The sequence below is a fragment of the Herbidospora solisilvae genome, assembly GCF_009901565.1.
GTDB lineage: Bacteria > Actinomycetota > Actinomycetes > Streptosporangiales > Streptosporangiaceae > Herbidospora > Herbidospora solisilvae.
Window position 1 is genome coordinate 1 of the sequence record NZ_WXEW01000005.1, and the last position, 21,026, is coordinate 21,026.

Here is a 21,026-nt window from a genome sequence, read left to right on the forward strand (position 1 = left end):
ACACGGAGGAAACAGTGCACACGATCGGCAAGCTGCTCGCCGGGACCGTTCTGGCCGGCGTCGTGGCCACGGGGGTTGCTATCGCACCGGCCGCCTCGGCATCCGCCGCCACCACCACCACCGCCACCGCCTCGGCCGCCCAGGCCCAGGCCGGCTCCAGCTGGGACCGCTTCGAACGCGGCGACGGCCGGTTCGACTACCGGTGGGGCAAGAGCGGCGGCCGCTACTGGCTCGACTTCAAGATCTGGGACCGCGACCACGACGACCGCGACTACAGCTTCTTCGACGTCTACTACAAGGACCGCGGCAAGTGGTTCTTCCACAAGCGCTACAGCACCAAGAGCTTCCTGTCCAAGCACATCGTCTTCGGCAAGCACGTCGACGACTTCCGCGTCCGCGGCGGCTACGGCCACAACGGCGACTTCGGCTGGAGCGGCTGGCACCACCGCTAACCGTCGATCCGAAAGCCCGGACCGGAATGGTCCGAGCCTAAGGAGGCCGAAGAAAGTCAAACGGCCAACCAGGCGAAGCCGTAAAGAAAAGAAGAGCTTGTCACCCGAGCGAAGCGAGGGGGGAGCGCGAGGGGCAAAGCCCTTCGCAAGATCCGGAGCGAAGCGACGCACGGACGCGAAGCGGCCAGGGGGAGCGCGAGGGGGCGAAGCCCTCTCGTATCGGGGGGCTCGGGGGGTCGTCCCCCCGTGTAAACGACGAAGGAGACCGTGGGGCAGATGGCCAAAGGCCATCAACCACAGGTCTCCTACTCTCCGTGTGGGGCTACCAGGACTTGAACCTGGGACCTCTTCCTTATCAGGGAAGCGCTCTAACCGTCTGAGCTATAGCCCCTCGTCAGCCAGCTAGTTTGTGGCGACGGGGTAAAGCTTACCGTGTTCCGCGGTGTGGTCGCACCGCGGAATCACGACTACGACTATTCGGCTTCGGAGAAGGTCACTTCGACGCCGCCCACGAGGTCGGCGCTCAGGTTGTAGATCACGGCCCCGAGAGTGGACAGCGCCGTGATCAGCACCACGTTCACCGCGCCGAGCAGGGCGGTGTAGCCCAGGATGCGCACCGGCTCGAACCAGCTGGCGATGTCGAACGAGGCCGCGGCCCCGCCCTCGCCCTGGGTGAGCTGGTTGACCGCCTGGACGAACGCGTCGAACACGCCCATGGCCGACAGCACCCCGTAGAGCACCGCCACGGCCACGAACAGCACGACGAAGCAGACCAGGGAGACCACGAAGCTGAACTTCATGGCCGACCACGGCTCGACCCGGCGCAGCACCAGATGGGCCTTGCGGGGCGCCCGTCCGGAGGAGTCCTTCGGGGCGGAGGTGGAGATGACGGGCCGTTCGGCCGTCACGGGCTCCACCGGCGAGGGGCGGGACGCGGTCACGATCGGCTCGGGGGCCGAGACCGGCGTGGGCAGGCGGGGCGCCTTGTAGGCGGCCGTCGGCTCGTCGCCGGCCGGGTGCTTCTGGTCGCCGTTGGGCGACTGGGGCCGCGACCACGGCTTGTTGTCGTTGCCCGTGGGGCGGATGCGGACGGTGGAGTCGTCGGTCTTGGGCTCGTCTTTGGGAAGGTCACGGCCGGTCTGGGGCGCCTTGGGCGTCTCCCGCTTGGGAGCCTGGGCAGGCCCCTGCGCCGGAGCCGGGCCCGCGACCTTGGGGGTCTCGGCCGTGTCGTTGTTCTTCTCGTCGTCGATCCGGGCGGATACCCCGTCGCGCATCGACGACGAGGCAGCCGAGGTAGACGCGGGTTTCTTGGCCGCCCCGGTGTTCTTCGTCTTTCCCGAGTTGGTCATTGCTCGTCTCCTGCCCCGTTCTCAGTCTCCACCGCTTCGGCAGTCTCCAACGCTTCGGCGTTCCGGGCTAGGGCCACCACGCTGTCGCCTTCCGCGAGATTCATCAGTCTGACCCCCATCGTCTGGCGGCCGGACTGCTTGATCTCGGCGGCGCTGGTCCTGATCACTCCGCCGGCTGAGGTGATCGCGAAGACTTCGTCTTCGGGTCCCACCATGACCGCTCCGACCAGCTTGCCACGGGCACTGACTATTTTCGCCGTCAGTACGCCCTTTCCACCCCGGCCTTGCAGCGGATAGTGCTCAACCGGTGTGCGCTTCGCATACCCGCCCTCGGTGGCGATAAGCACATCGTCACCATGGCTCATGACATTCATGGCGAGAAGTTCATCTCCGTCGACGAACCGCATACCGATCACGCCGCTGGTGGCCCGGCCCATGGGGCGCAGGGCCTCGTCGGAGGCGGTGAAGCGGATGGCCTGGGCGTTCCGGGAGACCAGCAGGAGGTCGTCCTCCTCGGAGACCAGCCGGGCCGCGATGACCTCGTCGTCGTCCCGGAGGTTGATGGCGATCAGGCCGCCGGACCTCGGGGAGTCGTACTCGGAGAGCCTGGTCTTCTTCACCAGGCCGCTGCGGGTGGCCAGGACGAGGTAGGGCGAGACCTCGTAGTCGCGGAGGTCGAGGACCTCCATGACCCGCTCGTCGGGCTGCATCGCCAGCAGGTTGGCGAGGTGCTGGCCGCGGGCGTCGCGGCCCGAGTCGGGCAGCTCGTAGGCCTTGACCCGGTAGACGCGGCCCTTGTTGGTGAAGAACAGGAGCCAGTGGTGGGTTGTCGTGACGAAGAAGTGCTCGACGATGTCGTCCTGGCGGAGCTGGGCGCCGCGGACGCCCTTGCCGCCGCGCTTCTGCGCCCGGTAGAGGTCGGTGTTGGTGCGCTTGGCGTAGCCGCCGCGGGTGATCGTGACGACCATCTCGTCTTCGGCGATCAGGTCCTCGATGGACATGTCGCCCTCGTACGCGATGATCTCGGTCTTGCGCTCGTCGCCGTAGCGGCTGACGATCTCGCCGAGTTCCTCGCCGACGATCTGGCGCTGCCGCACCGGGCTGGCCAGGATCTCGTTGTACTCGTTGATCTGGACCATCAGGTTCTCGTACTCGTCCTGGATCTGCTGGCGCTCCAGGGCGGCGAGCTTGCGGAGCTGCATGTCCAGGATGGCCTGGGCCTGCGTCTCGTCGATCTCCAGGAGGTCCATGAGGCCCTGCTGGGCGGCCGAGGCCGACGCCGACTGGCGGATCAGGGCGATCACGTCGTCGAGGCGGTCGAGGGCCTTGAGCAGGCCGCGCAGGATGTGGGCCCGCTCCTCGGCCTTGCGCAGCAGGTAGCGGGTCCGGCGGACCACGACCTCGATCTGGTGGCCGATGTAGAACTTGACGAACTGGTCGAGGCGCAGCGTGCGCGGCACGCCGTCGACCAGGGCGAGCATGTTGGCGCCGAACGTGGTCTGCAGCTGGGTGTGCTTGTAGAGGTTGTTCAGCACGACCTTGGCGACCGCGTCGCGCTTGAGCACGACCACGAGGCGCTGGCCGACCCGCGACGACGACTCGTCGCGCACGTCGGCGATGCCGTTGATCTTGCCTTCCTTGACCAGCTCGGCGATCGACAGCGCCAGGTTGTCGGGGTTGACCTGGTAGGGCAGCTCGGTGATCACCAGGCACTGGCGGCCCTTGTTGTCCTCCTCGACCTCGACGACCGCGCGCATCGTGATCGAGCCGCGGCCCGTCCGGTAGGCGTCGTCGATGCCCCGCTTGCCGACGATGAGCGCGCCGGTCGGGAAGTCGGGGCCCTTGACCCGGGCGATCAGCCCTTCGAGGAGCTCTTCGTCAGTGGCCTCGTAGTTCTCCAGCGCCCACCTGACGGCCTCGCCGATCTCCCGCAGGTTGTGGGGCGGGATGTTGGTGGCCATGCCGACCGCGATGCCGGCGGCGCCGTTGACCAGCAGGTTCGGGAACCGCGACGGCAGGACGACGGGCTCCTGCGACCGCCCGTCGTAGTTGGGCTGGAAGTCGACGGTCTCCTTGTCGATGTCGCGCAGCAGCTCCATCGCGATGGGCGCGAGCTTGCACTCGGTGTAGCGCATCGCGGCGGGCATGTCGTTGCCGGGCGACCCGAAGTTGCCCTGGCCGTCGACCAGCGGGTAGCGCAGCGACCACGGCTGGGCCAGGCGGACCAGGGTGTCGTAGATCGAGCTGTCGCCGTGGGGGTGGTAGGAACCCATGACGTCACCGACGACACGGGAGCACTTGAAGTAGCCGCGGTCGGGGCGGTAGCCGCCGTCGAACATGGCGTAGAGCACCCGGCGGTGCACCGGCTTGAGACCGTCGCGCACGTCGGGGAGGGCACGCGAGACGATGACCGACATCGCGTAGTCCATGTAACTGCGCTGCATCTCGGACTGGATGTCCACCGGTTCGATGCGGTCAGCCGGCGGCGGGCCCGGAGGCAGGTTAACTTCCGTCACGTCAATCCTTCACAGGGTGGGGTTCGGCTGCCGCGGTCTAGACGTCGAGGAAGCGCACGTCGCGCGCGTTCCTGATGATGAACTCCCGCCGGGGGGCGACGTCCTCGCCCATGAGGACGCTGAACATCTCGTCGGCCTGGGCGGCGTCGTCGAGGGTGACCTGGAGCAGGATGCGCGTCTCCGGGTTCATCGTGGTCTCCCACAGCTGGTTGGCGTTCATCTCGCCGAGACCCTTGAACCGCTGGATGCCGTCGTGGGCGCGCGGGTCGCGCTTGCCGCGGGCGATGCCCTCTTCGATGATCGCGTCGCGCTCGCGGTCGGAGTAGGCGTAGGACGCGTCCTCGCCCTTCCGGTCCCACTTGATCTTGTAGAGCGGCGGCTGCGAGAGGTAGACGTGACCTGCCTCGATCAGCGGGCGCATGAACCGGAACAGCAGGGTCAGCAGCAGCGTGGTGATGTGCTGACCGTCGACGTCAGCGTCGGCCATCAGGATCAGCTTGTGGTAGCGGAGCTTCGAGATGTCGAACTCGTCGTGTACGCCGGTGCCGAGCGCCGTGATGAGCGACTGGACCTCGGTGTTCTTCAGCACGCGGTCGATGCGCGCCTTCTCGACGTTCAGGATCTTGCCGCGGATGGGCAGGATCGCCTGGAACCGCGAGTCGCGGCCGCCCTTGGCCGAGCCGCCGGCCGAGTTGCCCTCGACGATGAACAGCTCACACTTCTCGGGCTCGCTCCACTGGCAGTCGGCCAGCTTGCCCGGCAGCCCCGAGCCGCTTTCGAGCAGCGACTTGCGGCGGGTCAGGTCACGGGCCTGACGTGCGGCGATGCGGGCGCGGGAGGCCTGGAGCGACTTGCTGATGATCTCCTTGGCCTCGCCCGGGTTGCGCTCGAACCAGTCGCGCAGGTGGTCGTTGCAGGTCTTCTGGACGAACGACTTGGCCTCGGTGTTGCCCAGCTTGGTCTTGGTCTGGCCCTCGAACTGCGGTTCGGCCAGCTTGACCGAGATGATCGCGGTCAGGCCCTCGCGGACGTCGTCGCCGGTGAGGTTGTCGTCCTTGCCCTCCTTGAGGAACTTCTGCTCCCGGGCGTAGCGGTTGACGATGCTCGTCAGCGCGGCGCGGAAGCCCTCCTCGTGAGTGCCGCCCTCGGCGGTGTTGATCGTGTTGGCGAAGGTGTAGACGGACTCGGAGTAGGAGGCGTTCCACTGCATGGCGATCTCGACCGAGATGCCCTCGCCGTGCTCCTCGAAGTCGATGACCGAGTTGTGCACCGACTCCTTCTTGGAGTTCAGGTGGGTGACGAAGTCGGACAGGCCGCCCTCGTAGTGGTAGGTGATCTCGGTCGGCTCGTCTTCGCTGCCGTGGTCGGGGCGTTCGTCCCTGATGACGATCGTGAGGCCCTTGTTGAGGAAGGCCATCTCCTGGAAGCGACGCGAGAGCGTCTCGAAGTTCCAGGTGGTCGTCTCGAAGATGTCGCCGTCGGCCCAGAAGGTGATCGAGGTGCCGGTCTCCTCGGTGGGCTCGCCCTGGATCAGGTCGGTGACGGGCTTGGAGCCGACGTACGACTGACGCCACTCGAAGCCGTCGCGCTTGATCACGGCCTCCAGCCTGGACGACAGCGCGTTGACGACCGAGAGGCCCACGCCGTGGAGACCGCCGGAGACGGCGTAGGACTTGCCGTCGAACTTGCCGCCGGCGTGGAGGACGGTGAGCACGACCTCAAGAGTCGGCTTCTTCTCTGTGGGGTGCTCGGCGACCGGGATGCCCCGGCCGTTGTCCACGACCCGCACGCCGTTGTCGGCGAGCAGGGTGACCTCGATGGTGTCGCAGTATCCGGCCAGGGCCTCGTCGACGGAGTTGTCCACAACCTCGTACACAAGGTGGTGGAGACCACGCTCTCCGGTCGAGCCGATGTACATACCCGGGCGCTTGCGAACCGCCTCAAGACCTTCGAGAACGGTGATTGAGCCTGCGTCGTAGGACAAGTGCGAAATCCTCCTGCCGCGGACACGCGGCAGGAAACATAGGATGGCTGCCTGCCGTGCCCGTCACCGTCGTGAGTGCCCCGATGCGTTCACCCTGGGGAATCGGCTCGCCACGGCCGGGGTGACACGCAAACGGACGTGTCCTTAAGTCCACTTTGATTCTACCGGCTCTCGGAGCCTCAGGTGGCATTGACGGGGGCTGTGATGCCCTCTAATACGATGATCTTGGTTTTGGTGTGACACCCCAGACCCCGGGGTTCAATGCGCCAGACGCGATTTCGGGCCGGTGCAAGACTTTTCCACAACAGACTTGCGGATCTTGTGGAACCTCGCGTCAGCCGAAAGTGTCACCCGGTCCTCGACTCCCCTTCACCCGGATGTGGCCCGCCTGTCGCGGCGGCGCGAGGTTCGGCCCGCGGACCTTCACCGCGGTCACCGTTCCGTCCCCGAGTTCCTCGTTCAGCCTTCTGACCAGGGTCGGAGCGAGCAAGCGCACCTGCGTCGCCCAGGCCGTCGAGTCGGCCGAGACGATGACCTCGCCGTCCTCGAACGCCTCCGGACGGGTGTGCAGGCCGAGCTCGGCCCCGACGATCTCCCGCCAGCGCCCGAAAACCCCGCCGATCGCGACCGGCTCCTCCCACCCCCGGGAGGCCAGCAGGTCCTGGATCGCCGCCCCGAAGAGCATCGGATCGCCGGAGTCGCGCTTGGGGCCGCCCTTCTTCTTCCGGGGTTCGGTACGGGGAAGCTGACCGCGCCGCTGGGCGTCGGCTTTGGCCTGGGCCAGTTTTTCCCGGGCGAGGGCGGCGCCTTTGGCGTTGGACGCCTGCTGCTCCGGGGAGGGCCTGTCAACAGCCTGTGGATAACCGGGCACCTGTGCGTCACCGCGGCTGTGTGGATTCCCCAGGTGTTGTGGATTCACCGGTGCCTGTGGATGGTCGGGCAACCGTCGATCTCCGCGCCCGTGTGGATCAGGGGATTGCCGGCGCCCCCGCTGGCCGCCCCGTTCCTGTGGATGGCCCGGCGACTGCGGGTCCGCATCCTGTGGATATCCACGCCCTTGTGGATTGTCGCGTCCCTGTGGATGGTCACCCGACACGGGTCACGCTCCCCTCGGTGACGTCGAAGCGGGCGCCGCTCAGTTCCCTCGGCACGTCCTCCGCCACCGCCGCCGTGATCAGAACCTGCTCCGCCGGGGCGACGATCTCGGCCAGCCGCCGGCGACGCTGGGCGTCGAGTTCGGCGAACACGTCGTCGAGGATCAGCACCGGATCGCCCCCTTCCGCACGCAGCAGGTCGTAGGCGGCCAGCCGCAGCGCCAGCGCGAACGACCACGACTCCCCGTGGCTGGCGTAGCCGCGCGCCGGCAGCTCCCCGAGCCGCAGCAGCAGATCGTCGCGGTGCGGCCCCACGAGGGTGACCCCCCGTTCGATCTCCTGCGCGCGCGCCTCGGCCAGTGCCTGTCCCAACCGTACGGCGAGTTCCGCGCGGTCCGTCCCCAGGTCGGCGTCGTCTGTGGAAAACCACCGGTAGTCGATCTGCGCGGGCACGGAGCCGGGCGCCAGCTCCGCGTACGCCTTGGCCACCAGCGGCCGCAGGTTTTCCACAAGGTCCAGCCGGGCCGCGAGCAACTCGGCGCCGTGGCGGACCAGGTGGGCGTCCCAGACCTCGAGTGTGGACAACACGTCCCCGGCCCCGGCCGAGGCGAACGCCGCGTCGTCCATCTGCCGCCGGGGGCTTCGGCGGCGGGTCTGGGAGGCCGTCCGGAGCAGGGCGTTGCGCTGTTTGAGCGCGCGGTCGTAGTCGGCCCGGACGCCGGCGAACCGGGGGTGGCGGGCCACGAGGAGGTCGTCCATGAACTTGCGGCGTTCGGACGGGTCGCCCTTCGACAGGGCCAGGTCCTCGGGGGCGAACAGCACGGTCCGCAACACGCCGAGGGCGTCTCTGGCCCGGGACACCGGCGCGCGGTTGACGCGGGCACGGTTGGCCTTGCCCGGGTTTATCTCCAGTTCGACCAGCGCCCGTCTCTGGTCGCGCTCGATCACGGCGCGGATGACGGCCCGGGGGGCGCCGTGGCGTACCAGAGGCGCGTCGGTCGCCACCCGGTGGGAGGCGTGGGAGGCGACGTAACCGATCGCCTCGACCAGGTTGGTCTTGCCCTGCCCGTTGGGCCCGACGAAGGCGGTCACCCCGGGTTCGAGCGCCAGCTCGGCGGTGGGGTAGGACCGGAAGTCCGTCAGCGACAGGTGGGCGGTGAACATGCCGGTAACGGTAACGGGCTCCCGCCGTGGAGCGGGAGCCCGGCCGAGATCAGGAGCCGTTGGCCTCGGGCATGGTGCTGTCGGCCGCGCCCGGGGCGTCGGCGCCCTTCTCGTAGGAGCCCTCGGCGGCCGTGACGGCGTGGCCGCCGAACTGGTTGCGCAGCGCCGCGACCATCTTCATCGCCGGGGAGTCTTCCTGGCGGGAGGCGAAGCGGGCGTAGAGCGCGGCCGTGATGACCGGCAGCGGCACGGCGTGGTCGACCGCCGCCTGGACGGTCCAGCGGCCTTCTCCGGAGTCCTGGGCGTAGCCCTTGAGGTCTTCCAGGCCGGGGTCTTCGTCGAGCGCCCGGGTGAGCAGGTCGAGCAGCCAGGACCGGATGACCGTGCCGTGACGCCAGCTCTTGAACGCTCCGGGGACGTCGGTGACGATGTCGGTGGCCTCGAGCAGCTCCCAGCCCTCGGCGAAGGCCTGCATCATGCCGTATTCGATGCCGTTGTGGACCATCTTCGCGAAGTGGCCGGCGCCGATCGACCCGGCGTGGACGAAGCCGTCCTCGCCCTCGGGCTTGAGCGTGTCGAAGATCGGCTTGAGATGGGCGATGTCTTCGGGGAGCCCCCCGGCCATCAGGGCGTAGCCGTTCTGCAGACCCCACACGCCGCCGGAGACGCCGACGTCGACGAACTTGACGCCCTTCTCGGCGAGCTCCTTGCCGTGCTTCTGGTCGTCGACGTAGTGGGAGTTGCCGCCGTCGATGACGATGTCACCGGCGGAGAGCGCGTCGCCCAGCGACGCGATGGTCGCCCGGGTGGGCTCACCGGCCGGGACCATCACCCAGACGGCGCGCGGCGCCTCCAGACGGTCGACGAGCTCCTTCAGGCTGCCGACGTCGCTGACGTCGGGGTCGCGGTCGTAACCGACGACCTCATGACCACCGCGGCGCAGCCGCTCGGCCATGTTGCCGCCCATCTTGCCCAGGCCGATCATGCCGATCTGCATGAGAGCACCCCCTCAGGGTTCGTCTACGGTCACGCCGACTCGCCTACCCGACCCGAGGGTTGATCATACGGATTCGGTCAGCTTGAGAGCCGAATGGGCATGATCAGGTAGCGGTAGTCGGGTATGCCCCCATCTTCCACAGGTTTTCCACCGGTGAGGATGGCGGGTTTCGTCGAGGTGGTGAACTGCAGGCGAGCAACGTCGGAATCGATCGCGCCGAGGCCTTCGAGCAGGAACTGGTGGTTGAAGGCGATGTTGATCTCACCGCCGTCGAAGTCGACGGGCAGGACTTCCACAGCCTGTGCCTCGTCGCCGCTGCCCGCTTCGAGCACGACCTCGTCGCCCCGGAAGGCCAGCCGGACCGGGGTGTTGCGCTCGGCGACCAGGGCCACACGCTTGACGGCTTCGACGAAGGAGCTGGTGACCAGCTCGGCGCGGGCCGAGAACTCGGTCGGCAGGAGCGAGCGGTATTTCGGGAACTCGGGGTCGAGCAGCCGCGTGGTGGTGCGCCGGCCCCCGCTGCTGAAGCCGATCATGCCCTCGCCGGTGCCGCCCACGGAGCTCAGGGCGATCTCGACCTCGGCGCCGGTGACCAGCGACTTGGCGGTGTCGGCGAGCGTGCGGCCCGGGATCATCGCGATGGCCTGGAAGTCGGGCTGGTCGGGCTGCCACTTGAGCTCGCGGACGGCCAGCCGGTAGCGGTCGGTCGCGGCCAGCGTGACCGTGTCGCCGTCGATCTCCATCCGGACGCCGGTCAGCATCGGCAGGGTGTCGTCCTTGCCGGCGGCGGTGGCCACCTGGGCGACGGCCGAGGCGAAGACGTCGCTGCCGACCCGGCCCGCGGCCGGCGGCATGGCCGGGAGCGAGGGATAGTCCTCCACCGGCATCGTCAGCAGGGTGAACCGGGCGGTGCCACAGGTCACGACCGCCTTGGCGCCTTCCACCACGAAATCCACAGGCTGTGCGGGAAGGGCGCGGGTGATCTCGGCGAGCAGGCGGCCCGAGACCAGCACCACGCCGGACTCGCCGGTCTGCAGGTCGAGGGTCACCTCGGCGGAGACCTCGTAGTCGAACCCCGAGAGCTTGAGCTGCTGGTCGTCGGTGACCTCGAGGCGCATGCCGGCGAGGACGGGCACCGACGGCCGGGCGGGGAGGCTGCGTGCCGTCCACGCGACGGCTTCGGCGAGCACGTCTCGGTCGACCCGGAACATCACGTGGATCAGCCTCCTGTGGTGGGTAGGGACGGCGTCGGGCGGTGATGGCTGGGGGGCGGCGACGCGGTGACGCGAGGTGTGACTGCCCATCTTCGTCGCTTGCCGGGAGGTGTCAACTCCAGGATTTTTTGCTCCGCGCCGAGCCCGAAGGTTGCTCTTGACTTTCCTCTAGGTAGAGATATCAGCCGTCTTAATAGGCGCTGTGGAAATGTGGAAGAACCCCTATAACTGCAGGTCAGGGGCCGATTTTCTGTCCACAGGACCTGTGGACAGCCTGGGGATTACGCACCGCGTGCTGGGGATAACTTTTAGTTACCCACAGGCCGTCCACAGGTTTGCACCCAGTTATCCACCGGTTACCCACAGCTTATCCACAGGTTCTCCACATGAGACACGCCCGACACGGAGTGTGTTTTTTCCACTACCCACAGGTCATCCACAGCGTGTCCACAGGTTATCCACCGCTGGAGGGGGGCTTATCCCCAGGTTTTCCACAGGCTTGTCCACAGCCCGGTGTGGCCTGTTGATCTATGAGTTTCCAGCGAGCGCGGAATTACACCTGTGTTCCGTGATCCACAGAGTTATCCACAGGCTGTGAATCAAGAGGTGCGCGCGCGCTGCTTGATCCGGGTCGTCAGCTCGTTGACCTGGTTGTACATCGAGCGCCGCTCGGCCATCAGGGAGCGGATCTTCCGCTCGCTGTGCATAACAGTGGTGTGGTCACGGCCGCCGAACTGGGCGCCGATCTTCGGCAGCGAGAGGTCGGTGAGCTCCCGGGCCAGGTACATGGCGATCTGACGGGCCACCACGAGGGCCCGCGAGCGCGATCCGCCGCACAGGTCGTCGAGTGAGACGCCGAAGTACTCCGCGGTCGTGGACATGATGAGCGCGATCGTGATCTCGGTGCTGGAGCTGTCCTCGGTGATGAGGTCCTTCAGCACGATCTCGGTCAGCCCGATGTCGACCGACTGCCGGTTGAGCGACGCGAAGGCCGTCACCCTTATTAGTGCGCCTTCGAGTTCACGGATGTTGGTGGCGATCCGGCTGGCGATGTACTCCAGCACGTCGGGCGGCGCGGCCAGGCCCTCCTGGATCGCCTTCTTCCGGAGGATCGCGATGCGGGTCTCGAGCTCGGGCGGCTGCACGTCGGTGATCAACCCCCACTCGAAGCGGTTGCGGAGCCGGTCCTCCAGCGTGACGAGCTGCTTCGGCGCCCGGTCGCTGGAGATCACGATCTGCTTGCTGCTGTTGTGGAGGGTGTTGAAGGTGTGGAAGAACTCCTCCTGCGTCTGCTCCTTGCCTTCAAGGAACTGGATGTCGTCCACGAGGAGGATGTCCACAGCCCGGAAGCGCGCCCGGAACCCGTCGGCCTTGTGGTCGCGGATGCTGTTGATGAAGTCGTTGGTGAACTCCTCGGAGCTCACGTACCGGACCCGCGCACCTTCATAAAGGCTCTGCGCGTAGTGACCGATCGCATGGAGAAGGTGCGTCTTCCCCAGCCCCGAGTCCCCATAGATGAAGAGTGGGTTGTACGCCTTCGCCGGCGCCTCGGCCACCGCGACCGCCGCCGCGTGGGCGAACCGGTTGCTCGCGCCGATGACGAACGTCTCAAAGGTGTACTTGGCGTTCAGCCGCGCGGGCTCACCCGGCTTGCCCCCGGACGGACGAGGAGGAGCCTTGTCGTTCTTCTCCTCACCCTGTGGATATTGCGTGTACGGCTGCTCGGCAGGCGGCGGCGCACCTGGGACTCCCTGTGGGCGACCCTGTGGAAAATCGGCCTGCTGCTCTGTGGACTCCTGACGAAACCCCTGGCCGAAGCCCTGCGGAGATTGCACAGGCTGTTGAAAGCCATGATCCCCAGCCTGGGGAAAACTTCCGGAACCGGTGTTCTGGGGATAACCGCCGGGTGTCCCGCCCTGGGGAAAACCACCCGACGGGCTGCTCTGGGGAAACCCGGGCGTCCCGGTCTGGGGAAAAGCCGGACCGCCACTCTGGGGAAAACCACCCGGGCGGCCGTAGTTCTGCTGCTTCGGCTCCGCCTGCGTCGCCGTCGGGTCGACCATCACGGCGATCCGGACCGGCCGGCCGAACTCCTGCGACAGCGCCTGCATGATGAGCGGCCGCAGCCGCACCTCGATGACCTCTTTGGCGAAGTCGTTGGGGGCGGCCAGCAGGATCGTGTCGTTGATCAGCCCTGACGGCTGCGTCATCTGCAGAAACGCCCGCTGCTGACCCGAAACTCCCTGATCGAGGAGTGTGGTGAGCGCTCTCGCCCACAACTGGTTGAGGTCGACGCCGTCCACCGTTCGACACTCCTCCCTGACGCGGTCCCCATTGATCGCTCGCCGCGTGTCGTTATCCACACCCGCCCTGCCCGGTCTGGTCCCGGTGGCGCCGGCCCCCGCTGCGAGTTTCCACAGAAGATCCACAGGAGATCCACAGGTGCTCTGGGTGTGGAGGGAAGGCCTGGACGCCTGACAGTAGCGGTGTGCGCGACCTGCGTTCAAGACGTTGTCCACAGCCTACTGGCACCCGTTGCCCACAGGATGTGGATGACCAAGGGCCGTGTGGATAACTCCACAGCCTGTGGAAAACTAGGGGTGCCGGTTTGACCATTCGGGCGTGTACCCCGTAACGTGACCCGGTCGGCTTTCTCGGGACGGCTCTTTCGCATGCCCTGTGCCCGGTGGGCCGTAAACTTTGGTCTAATCGCCCTAACGACAGGGCACATCTAGCCTGGAGCCCATCGTGAGCAAGCGTACTTTCCAGCCGAACAACCGCCGCCGCGCGAAGACCCACGGTTTCCGGCTCCGCATGCGCACCCGCGCCGGCCGCGCCATCCTGGCCGCCCGCCGCCGCAAGGGCCGTCACGACCTCACCGTCTGACCGGCACTTCGTAGCAGCCCCGCCCGCCGTCACCTCTGACGGCGGGCTACTTGTTAAGGAAGTAACCGGTGCTCCCGCCCGCTTCCCGCATGCGCAAAGGCGAGGAGTTCGCCGAGGCGATCCGGCGCGGGCGACGCGCCGGAAGGCCCTCCCTGGTCGTCCACTTCACCACTGTGGAGGCCGACGAGACCCCGATCGTGGGGTTCGTCGTCAGTAAGGCCGTGGGTGACGCGGTGACCAGGAACAGGGTCAAACGGAGACTCAGACACCTGATGCGGGCACGTCTGCACCTCCTTCCGAGAGGTAGCCTGCTGGTGGTACGCGCCAACCCACCGGCCGCGTCCGCGCGCAGCGAGCACCTGGCCGCCGATCTCGATGTCGCGCTCCAGCGACTGATCCGGCGGCCGCGGGATGGACGGTCATGACAACCGAGCAGCCCCAGCCGGTCACGCCGGTCTCGACGGCTGCCCGCGTATTGATCGTCCCGATCAGGTTCTACCGGGCGTTCGTCAGTCCCCTCCTGGGGCCTCGATGCCGCTTCTATCCCTCTTGCAGCGCGTACGGTCTCGAGGCGATCGCCGTGCACGGGGCGCTGCGCGGGGTGTGGTTGACCATCCGTCGCATCGGCCGATGCCATCCCTTCCACCCCGGCGGGTTCGATCCCGTGCCCCCTCGACCCCACGACAAGCAAGGGAGCTAGCTCGGTGGAGCTGTCCTGGCTGAACTGGCTGTATACGGCCATCGCCTGGGTGATCACCCATATCCACAACTTCTACAGCCTCGTCCTCAGCCCCGACAACGGGCTGAACTGGGCGCTGACCATCATCACGCTGACCGTGCTGATGCGAATCCTGATCTTCCCGCTCTTCCTGAAGCAGATGCGCTCCTCGAAGAAGATGCAGGAACTCGCGCCCAAGGTTCAGGATCTGCGCAAGCGTTACAAGAACGACAAGCAGCGCATGAACCAAGAGGTCATGCGCGTCTACCAGGAAGCGGGCGCGAACCCGCTGGGCGGCTGTCTGCCGGTCATCGCGCAGTTCCCGATCTTCATCTCGATGTTCACGGTGCTGAACGCGATGGCCCACGGCCAGCCCCGCTTCGGCATGACTCAGGAACTCGTCGACAGCGCCCGCGCCGCCCACATCTTCGGCGCCCCGCTCCCGGCCACGTTCTTCACCAGCGGCGCCGACATCGAGAAGTACGGCGCCGACCCGGTCGTCGCCAAGATCGTCCTGGTCATCTTCGTGGCGATCTCGTCGCTGACGACGTTCCTGACCGTCCGGCAGAGCGTGACCCGCTCGATGGCGCAGATGCCGGACAACCCCATGGCGCAGCAGCAGAAGATCCTGATGTACATCTCGCCGCTGTTCGCCGTGTTCTCCCTGAACTTCCCGCTGGGCCTGATCCTCTACTGGGTCACCACCAACGTGTGGACCCTCGGCCAGCAGCACTGGTTCTACAGCCGCAACCCGATGCCGCAGTTCGACGCCAAGGGCAACCTGATCCCCGTCGAGGTCAAGCCGGGATTCTTCGCGCGCTTCCGCAAGACCCCGCCCGCGCCCGAGAAGCCGGCGGAGCCAGAGCCTAAGATCGTCCGTCAGCAGCCGACGCGGCAACCACGTAGCAAGCGGACCGGCAGCAAGAAGTCGTGAGAGGGAGTTCCCACGTGACCGAAGCCGAGGAGACCGCCAAGGCGGCTCCGAGCGTCGCCGCCCTGGAGCAGGAGGGCGAGATCGCCGCCGACTATGTCGAGGGGCTGCTCGACATAGCCGACCTCGACGGCGACATCGACATGGACGTCGAGGGCGACCGCGCACTCGTCTCCGTGATCGGCCTCAAGGGCGGCGACCTGGTCGGCCCAGGAGGTGAGGTCCTGGAGGCACTCCAGGAACTGACCCGCCTGGCCGTCCACCGGCAGACCGGCGAACGTTCGCGGCTCATGCTCGACGTCTCCGGATACCGCGAGCGCCGCCGCGCGGAACTCACCAAGATCGGCATGGCCGCCGTCGACGAGGTCAAGGCGTCGGGCGAGCCGAAGGCCCTCAAGCCGATGACGCCGTTCGAGCGTAAGGTCATCCACGACGCCGTCGCCGCCGCCGGCCTGCGCAGCGAGTCAGAGGGGGAGGAGCCCCGGCGTTTCGTCGTGGTCCTGCCCGCCTGACACTCCAGCCTGTGGAAACCGCCGCCCGTCCCGGGTCGGCGGTTTTCTTTGTCTGTACGGCTTACGCCTGGGCTTTTGGCCAGCCGCGCACTGTTGTCCACAGGACACACACCGGAGTATCCACAGGTTTATCCACAGGCTTCATGGTCGTCGTCCACCGCCCGATACCCTACGAGGGATGACCGAAGAAATGAGCAACCAGCAGCCTCCCGAAGCCGCCAACGCGGTGTTCGCGGGCGAGGCCTTGGCCCAGGCGGAAACCTATGCCTCCCTGCTGGCCGGGCCGGGGGTGGTGCGTGGGCTGCTCGGCCCTCGGGAAGTCCCCCGGATCTGGGATCGCCACCTGTTGAACTGCGCCGTGATCGCCGAAGCGGTGCCGCCCGACGTGAAACTCGTCGACATCGGCTCGGGCGCGGGCCTGCCGGGCATCGTCCTGGCGATCGTCCGCCCCGACGTGACGGTGACCCTCCTCGAACCGTTGCTCAGACGCACCGTTTTCCTCGAAGAGTGCGTGGAGACCCTCAAGTTGCAGAACGTCGAGGTGCTCCGCGGCCGCGCCGAGGAACTGAAGGGCAAACGCACCTTCGACGTCGCCACCGCCAGGGCCGTCGCCCCTCTCGATCGCCTGCTCACCTGGTCGCTCCCTCTGCTCCGCGAGGGCGGAGAACTGCTGGCGATGAAGGGTGAACGAGCTGCCGAAGAATTGGCGGGCGCCGACGCCCGATTGTCCGCTCACGGGGCAAAGACGGCCGAGCTTGTCACGGTCGGGCGCGGTAAAGTCGATCCGCCTGCAACTCTGGTCCGCGTCATCGCCGGCGCCGGTTCACGAGCTGCACAGCGCCGACGTAAGAGGTGATCGACGTCGGGCCGGGAACGATCGAACGACCTGTTGAATCAACCCGGGACGACCCGAAAGACTCGCGGCGACGCGACGAGCGCGGCCTGATGGGGGTGGGGCCGCACTCCCGCTCCGAACCACCGGCCACGGCCGGTCGAAAGGACGACCAAGGTGTCCCAGCCCCCACTAAGCCCCGGTGATTCCCCGCTGGTTCGAGAGGCACTGAGTTCTGTGGTTTCACGTGAAACAGCCGCGCCCGGCAAGCCGGCCGCCGACGGCCCCGTCGGATACTCCGCTCGCCGCGACGGCGACTGGCCACGCCCGCCCAAGACCCGAGTGATCTGCATTTGCAACCAGAAGGGCGGAGTGGGCAAGACGACCAGCGCCGTCAACCTGGCCGCGGCCCTCTCGATGCACGGTCTGCGGGTCCTCGTGGTCGACCTCGACCCGCAGGGCAACGCCTCGACGGCTTTGGCCACCGAACACCGAGCCGGGACACCTTCCATTTATCAGGTCCTCGTGGAAGACCTCCCGATGGAGTCGATCGTGACCCAGGTCCCGGACATGCCGGGCCTGTTCTGCGCTCCCGCCACTCTCGACCTGGCCGGCGCGGAGATCGAACTGGTGCCGATGGTGGGCCGCGAGACCCGGTTGAGGCGCGCGTTCGCGGCGTACGAATCGGCGCAGATGGACTACATCCTGATCGACTGCCCGCCCTCGCTCGGCCTGCTGACGGTCAACGCCCTGGCCGCGGCACAGGAAGTCTTGATCCCCATCCAGTGCGAGTACTACGCCCTGGAAGGCCTGACCCAGCTCTTGCAGAACGTCGAACTGGTCCGCGTCCACCTGAACCAGACCCTCAACGTGTCGACCATCCTGCTGACGATGTACGACGGCCGCACCCGCCTGGCTTCCCAAGTGGCCGAGGAGGTCCGCTCCCACTTCGGCGCCACCGTGGTCGACGCGGTGATCCCCCGGAGCGTCCGGGTGTCCGAGGCGCCCAGTTATGGACAGTCGGTCATGACCTACGACCCGGGTTCGAGCGGTGCGATGGCCTACATGGACGCGGCACGAGAGATCGCCTACCGCGGTGCCGCTGTCGCGGAAGCGTGAACCTGTAGCCTCTTACAATCGTGCGCGGCGTTTGAGAGACGACGCGGCGTTTCGGTACGACGGGCTGACGGAGATCAGCCATGCGGCGTTTCGGTGCGGGTGAGGAGCAAGGGTGAGTCAGCAGCGTCGGGGGCTCGGCAAGGGTCTGGGAGCCCTCATCCCCACCGGCCCCATCGTCGACCCGTCGGTCGTCGGCGTGCCGGCCCCCAGCCCACCGGGTGACCGGGACCTGATCCCGGTAGCCGGGGCCTACTTCCACGAGATCGCCCTCACCCAGATCATCCCGAACCGCCGCCAGCCCCGAACCGTCTTCGACGACGACCGCATCCGCGAGCTGGCCGACTCGATCCTGGAAGTCGGCCTCCTCCAGCCGATCGTCGTCCGCGCCGCCGGCGTCGACGAAGACGGCAAAGACCAGTTCGAATTGATCATGGGCGAACGCCGCCTGCGCGCCAGCCGCCTGGCCGCGCTGGAGCGCATCCCCGCGATCGTCCGCAGCACCGGCGACGACGAGATGCTGCGAGAGGCCCTGATCGAGAACCTCCAGCGAGAGCAGCTCAACTCCCTGGAAGAAGGCGCCGCCTACCGCCAGCTCCTCGACGACTTCGGCGCCACCCACGAGCAACTGGCCAAGAAGATCGGCCGCTCCCGCTCCCACATCACCAACACCCTGCGCCTGCTCAATCTGCCGCCGAACGTCCAGCGCCGCCTGGCGGCCGGCTCGATCACCCCCGGCCACGCGAGGGCCTTGTTGTCCCTGGACAACCCGGAGGCGCAGGAGCGCCTGGCGACCCGGATCGTCCAGGAGGGCATGACGGTCCGGACGGTCGAGGAGATCGTCTCAATGGGGGAGGCGACCGCCGGGCCCGCCCCGCGGAAGCCGAGAACGAAGCAGCCGGTGGCACCGGCGCTGCGGACGCTGGCGGATCGGCTGTCGGATCACTTCGAGACCAAGGTGAAGGTCGATTTAGGGCGTCGGAAGGGGCGGATCGTGGTGGAGTTCTCCACGATCGACGACCTTGAGCGCATCATCGGAACGATGGCACCGGACGCGGCAAACCAGATGCGAGAGCAGGAGAACGACTAGGTTTCACGTGAAACAGGCTCCCTTGGGCGTGGGTCCGGGGGAGCCTTTGCGTTTGCGGGGATGTCTTGGGGATGGGGGTCGCCAGGCGGTTGCTGGCCTCCAGCTCGAAAGGCGAGTTTCGGTTTCACGTGAAACAGCCTTGGTGCTTCGGGCGTCGGGCGGCTCTGGCGGCTCTATATATGCCACGGCGGTCTAAGGCTTCGTGTGGGGCATGTTGCCAGTAGCGATTAGGCGAGGAGCGGAGTGCCGGTGGACATGGCCTTCTCGCCTCTGGATCGGCCTTCCTCGGGCTCGTCGACATCAGGCTCGCACGGTCAGCAGAGCGTGATCCGCGCCCCTGCTCAACCTGGCACATATGGCTGGATGACCAACCGCGAAGGCTTGCCCATCGGAACAGAGCGGGAAGAGCCGTGCTTTCCGGACCTGCCCCCGCAGCTCTCTGCGCCCTGGACCTTCTTCGATGTGGCACTACAAACCGAGATGGACCGAGACGACGCAGCCACATGAAACGCGGCTCCTCCGTCGTGCTTGCTCGCCTGGGCTAGGTAGGGCGCAATGGCATCCGGCGTTGATGCTCGCACACGCACGGGCTGATCGTTCGGCTTGATCCGCAGGATCAGACCGTGCCCGGCGGATAGGAGTGTTCTCTGTCCCGCTGTGACTGATCTGTTCATGGGCCACGACCAGAGTGGTCGCCCTCTGCTGGCGCTACTGAAGCCATGACGGATGCCTATGCGATTGGGGCGGAGAGCAAGAGAGCTAAACGAGCATCCGTCTGCTACCGCGAAGGCCGCCACCGGCGGCTGGGGCGTGCGCCAAGCCGGCGATCGGATCGCTACCCTCGCCTGCACCCCTTTCGCTAACAAGCCGCCGGATGTTGGAGGGCCAAGTGTGGATCCTGCAGATACGCAGAAGCCCAGCGGATCACTGCTGATGTGTTCAACTATCTGGACTCCATCCGGGAGCCTGCGCCCCTGTAAGACACCTGCGCAATGAGAAGCATGTGATGGTCGGCCAGCACAAGGATGCCTTGCTCTGGTTGGCGCAAGGTTCGTCTCTCGGAGATGAACCGGTGGTGCGTTCTGGCCGCAACACCGATTCATGGGGAAGGATCGACAGTGACTACGGCGGACGCTCGACCTATAAGTCGAGCGAGCATGCTCTACATGCTGGGGTGCTTCTTGATTGGTCCACCGCATTTCACATGAGAGTCAGTAGCCGGCAGGACATGGTGGCGACGATGGGCCGCGCGCTGTGCCACGGCGGCCGGAGCACCCCTATTCACCGAAGACCGACGTCAGTTCGACGACTGGTTTAAGAAGGCGGTTGCGGGACTCAGGTCACGCCGCTGCATTCGAGTCCCGAAACTGCGCGTCGTGATTGCTCTGGCCGATCAGGGGAGACTGGAGCCCGCTCGCGGCGGGAAATGAACCCGGGACCACGACGTGCGAGCAGCGGGTACGCACCGGGAACGCCAGGATCCTGCTGCGGGTCAACTCCACCACGCCGTTGGTAAGGTCTACACCGTCGACCAACGATGGGGACCTTCAGCCATCGCTCAGAGGGCGTCGGAAGCTAATGAAGTGCCGTGTGTGTCTTATGGTTCGCCTCGCGCTTCGCCTCCTCGATAACGCCTTCATGTGCACTCCCTCTGGCCTATGGAGGAAGGCAGTCGATCTGCCCCAGGGCAGATCGATCCCGCTGCCTCAGTAGCTAGTGGCCTCTAGCGCTGCTGCAGTTGCTTTCTGGCAGACCCCACAGCGGCCTGCTCCACATTCCTCCGCGCCTTCTGTTTCTCCGGGAGACTCCGCCTAGCCGGAGCCTCCCGCCGCCGAGGGGCCTGATCAGTGGTCGTCGGCACCCGGCCGTGGGGGATCGCGCCGTCACGAGTGGTCCTGGGGAGAATGTGCCCGGCGCCGAACCCCACCCCGTCGCCGCCACCGTCCTATACAACACCCGAGCCCTCAACTGGATATGCGTGCTGCTCGCCCTCGGCAACCGCTGCTGCGTCCGCCCCCAGGCTCCCGGTTTCACGTGAAACATCGTGAGGAGAATTATTCAGTTGGCGGTGTGCAGAAGAGCACCGGCTCCGCGACGCCCCTGGACAACCGTGTTGCCGACTCGTCTTTAAGTAATCTCCGCCTTGCGGAGAGGCGGCGCGGAGAGGCGGC

The 21,026-nt window shown here is 66.8% G+C and carries 17 protein-coding genes and 1 tRNA gene; 9 read left to right on the forward strand and 9 right to left on the reverse strand.

What is annotated here, in order from left to right:
- A partial coding sequence (locus GT755_RS16785; protein ID WP_235966823.1) for a hypothetical protein occupies window positions 1–452 on the forward strand: 452 nt, incomplete at its 5' end.
- A gap of 317 nt (window positions 453–769) precedes the next feature.
- On the opposite strand, the gene GT755_RS16790 is transcribed toward GT755_RS16785, so the two are convergent.
- The 9 genes from GT755_RS16790 to dnaA all read right to left on the reverse strand — a co-directional run bounded on the left by GT755_RS16790 (window position 770) and on the right by dnaA (window position 12,980).
- A tRNA-Ile gene (locus GT755_RS16790) sits at window positions 770–843 on the reverse strand.
- An 82-nt stretch (window positions 844–925) separates the two neighbouring features.
- A complete protein-coding gene (locus tag GT755_RS39625) occupies window positions 926–1,537 on the reverse strand; it encodes a DUF3566 domain-containing protein (RefSeq protein WP_407929415.1) in 612 nt (203 codons plus the stop codon).
- A 260-nt stretch (window positions 1,538–1,797) separates the two neighbouring features.
- On the reverse strand, window positions 1,798–4,317 hold the full coding sequence (gene gyrA, locus GT755_RS16800) for a DNA gyrase subunit A (protein ID WP_161480671.1): 2,520 nt from the start codon (window positions 4,315–4,317) through the stop codon (window positions 1,798–1,800).
- 37 nt (window positions 4,318–4,354) lie between these two features.
- Entirely contained in the window at window positions 4,355–6,301 is a 1,947-nt protein-coding gene (gyrB, locus tag GT755_RS16805) for a DNA topoisomerase (ATP-hydrolyzing) subunit B (RefSeq protein WP_161480672.1), read from the reverse strand.
- Between the two features lie 334 nt (window positions 6,302–6,635).
- On the reverse strand, window positions 6,636–7,172 hold the full coding sequence (locus GT755_RS16810; protein WP_161480673.1) for a DUF721 domain-containing protein: 537 nt from the start codon (window positions 7,170–7,172) through the stop codon (window positions 6,636–6,638).
- A gap of 214 nt (window positions 7,173–7,386) precedes the next feature.
- Entirely contained in the window at window positions 7,387–8,559 is a 1,173-nt protein-coding gene (gene recF / locus GT755_RS16815) for a DNA replication/repair protein RecF (protein WP_161480674.1), read from the reverse strand.
- 49 nt (window positions 8,560–8,608) lie between these two features.
- The gene (gene gnd, locus GT755_RS16820) at window positions 8,609–9,556 is read right to left on the reverse strand and encodes a phosphogluconate dehydrogenase (NAD(+)-dependent, decarboxylating) (protein ID WP_161480675.1); all 948 of its coding nucleotides are present in this window, start codon (window positions 9,554–9,556) and stop codon (window positions 8,609–8,611) included.
- 77 nt (window positions 9,557–9,633) lie between these two features.
- The gene (gene dnaN, locus GT755_RS16825; protein WP_030452598.1) at window positions 9,634–10,770 is read right to left on the reverse strand and encodes a DNA polymerase III subunit beta; all 1,137 of its coding nucleotides are present in this window, start codon (window positions 10,768–10,770) and stop codon (window positions 9,634–9,636) included.
- 599 nt (window positions 10,771–11,369) lie between these two features.
- A complete protein-coding gene (dnaA, locus tag GT755_RS16830; protein ID WP_235966866.1) occupies window positions 11,370–12,980 on the reverse strand; it encodes a chromosomal replication initiator protein DnaA in 1,611 nt (536 codons plus the stop codon).
- A gap of 538 nt (window positions 12,981–13,518) precedes the next feature.
- On the opposite strand from dnaA, the gene rpmH reads away from it, so the two are divergent.
- The 8 genes from rpmH to GT755_RS16870 all read left to right on the forward strand — a co-directional run bounded on the left by rpmH (window position 13,519) and on the right by GT755_RS16870 (window position 18,855).
- Window positions 13,519–13,656 (forward strand): 50S ribosomal protein L34, encoded by a 138-nt coding sequence (gene rpmH / locus GT755_RS16835; RefSeq protein ID WP_155339926.1) that lies wholly within the window; start codon window positions 13,519–13,521, stop codon window positions 13,654–13,656.
- Between the two features lie 68 nt (window positions 13,657–13,724).
- Window positions 13,725–14,081: a ribonuclease P protein component gene (gene rnpA / locus GT755_RS16840; RefSeq protein WP_161480676.1), complete on the forward strand. Its 357-nt coding sequence runs from the start codon at window positions 13,725–13,727 to the stop codon at window positions 14,079–14,081.
- Window positions 14,078–14,356: a membrane protein insertion efficiency factor YidD gene (gene yidD / locus GT755_RS16845; protein ID WP_161480677.1), complete on the forward strand. Its 279-nt coding sequence runs from the start codon at window positions 14,078–14,080 to the stop codon at window positions 14,354–14,356. Before rnpA ends, yidD begins: the two co-directional genes overlap by 4 nt.
- 4 nt (window positions 14,357–14,360) lie before the next feature.
- Window positions 14,361–15,308, forward strand: a complete 948-nt coding sequence (yidC, locus tag GT755_RS16850) for a membrane protein insertase YidC (RefSeq protein WP_161480678.1) — start codon at window positions 14,361–14,363, stop codon at window positions 15,306–15,308.
- 14 nt (window positions 15,309–15,322) lie between these two features.
- Window positions 15,323–15,817, forward strand: a complete 495-nt coding sequence (locus GT755_RS16855) for a Jag family protein (RefSeq protein WP_161480679.1) — start codon at window positions 15,323–15,325, stop codon at window positions 15,815–15,817.
- Between the two features lie 178 nt (window positions 15,818–15,995).
- The gene (rsmG, locus tag GT755_RS16860; protein ID WP_161480680.1) at window positions 15,996–16,673 is read left to right on the forward strand and encodes a 16S rRNA (guanine(527)-N(7))-methyltransferase RsmG; all 678 of its coding nucleotides are present in this window, start codon (window positions 15,996–15,998) and stop codon (window positions 16,671–16,673) included.
- A gap of 213 nt (window positions 16,674–16,886) precedes the next feature.
- Window positions 16,887–17,768: a ParA family protein gene (locus tag GT755_RS16865; protein WP_062340917.1), complete on the forward strand. Its 882-nt coding sequence runs from the start codon at window positions 16,887–16,889 to the stop codon at window positions 17,766–17,768.
- A gap of 112 nt (window positions 17,769–17,880) precedes the next feature.
- Window positions 17,881–18,855 (forward strand): ParB/RepB/Spo0J family partition protein, encoded by a 975-nt coding sequence (locus tag GT755_RS16870; RefSeq protein WP_161480681.1) that lies wholly within the window; start codon window positions 17,881–17,883, stop codon window positions 18,853–18,855.
- The last annotated feature ends 2,171 nt before the right edge of the window (window positions 18,856–21,026 follow it).

Coding starts and splice junctions, on each gene's coding strand:
- recF (WP_161480674.1), bottom strand. CDS start 8,559: ATGTTCACCGCCCACCTGTCGCTGACGGACTTCCGGTCCTACCCCACC.
- gnd (WP_161480675.1), bottom strand. CDS start 9,556: ATGCAGATCGGCATGATCGGCCTGGGCAAGATGGGCGGCAACATGGCC.
- dnaA (WP_235966866.1), bottom strand. CDS start 12,980: ATGACGCAGCCGTCAGGGCTGATCAACGACACGATCCTGCTGGCCGCC.
- yidD (WP_161480677.1), top strand. CDS start 14,078: ATGACAACCGAGCAGCCCCAGCCGGTCACGCCGGTCTCGACGGCTGCC.
- rsmG (WP_161480680.1), top strand. CDS start 15,996: ATGACCGAAGAAATGAGCAACCAGCAGCCTCCCGAAGCCGCCAACGCG.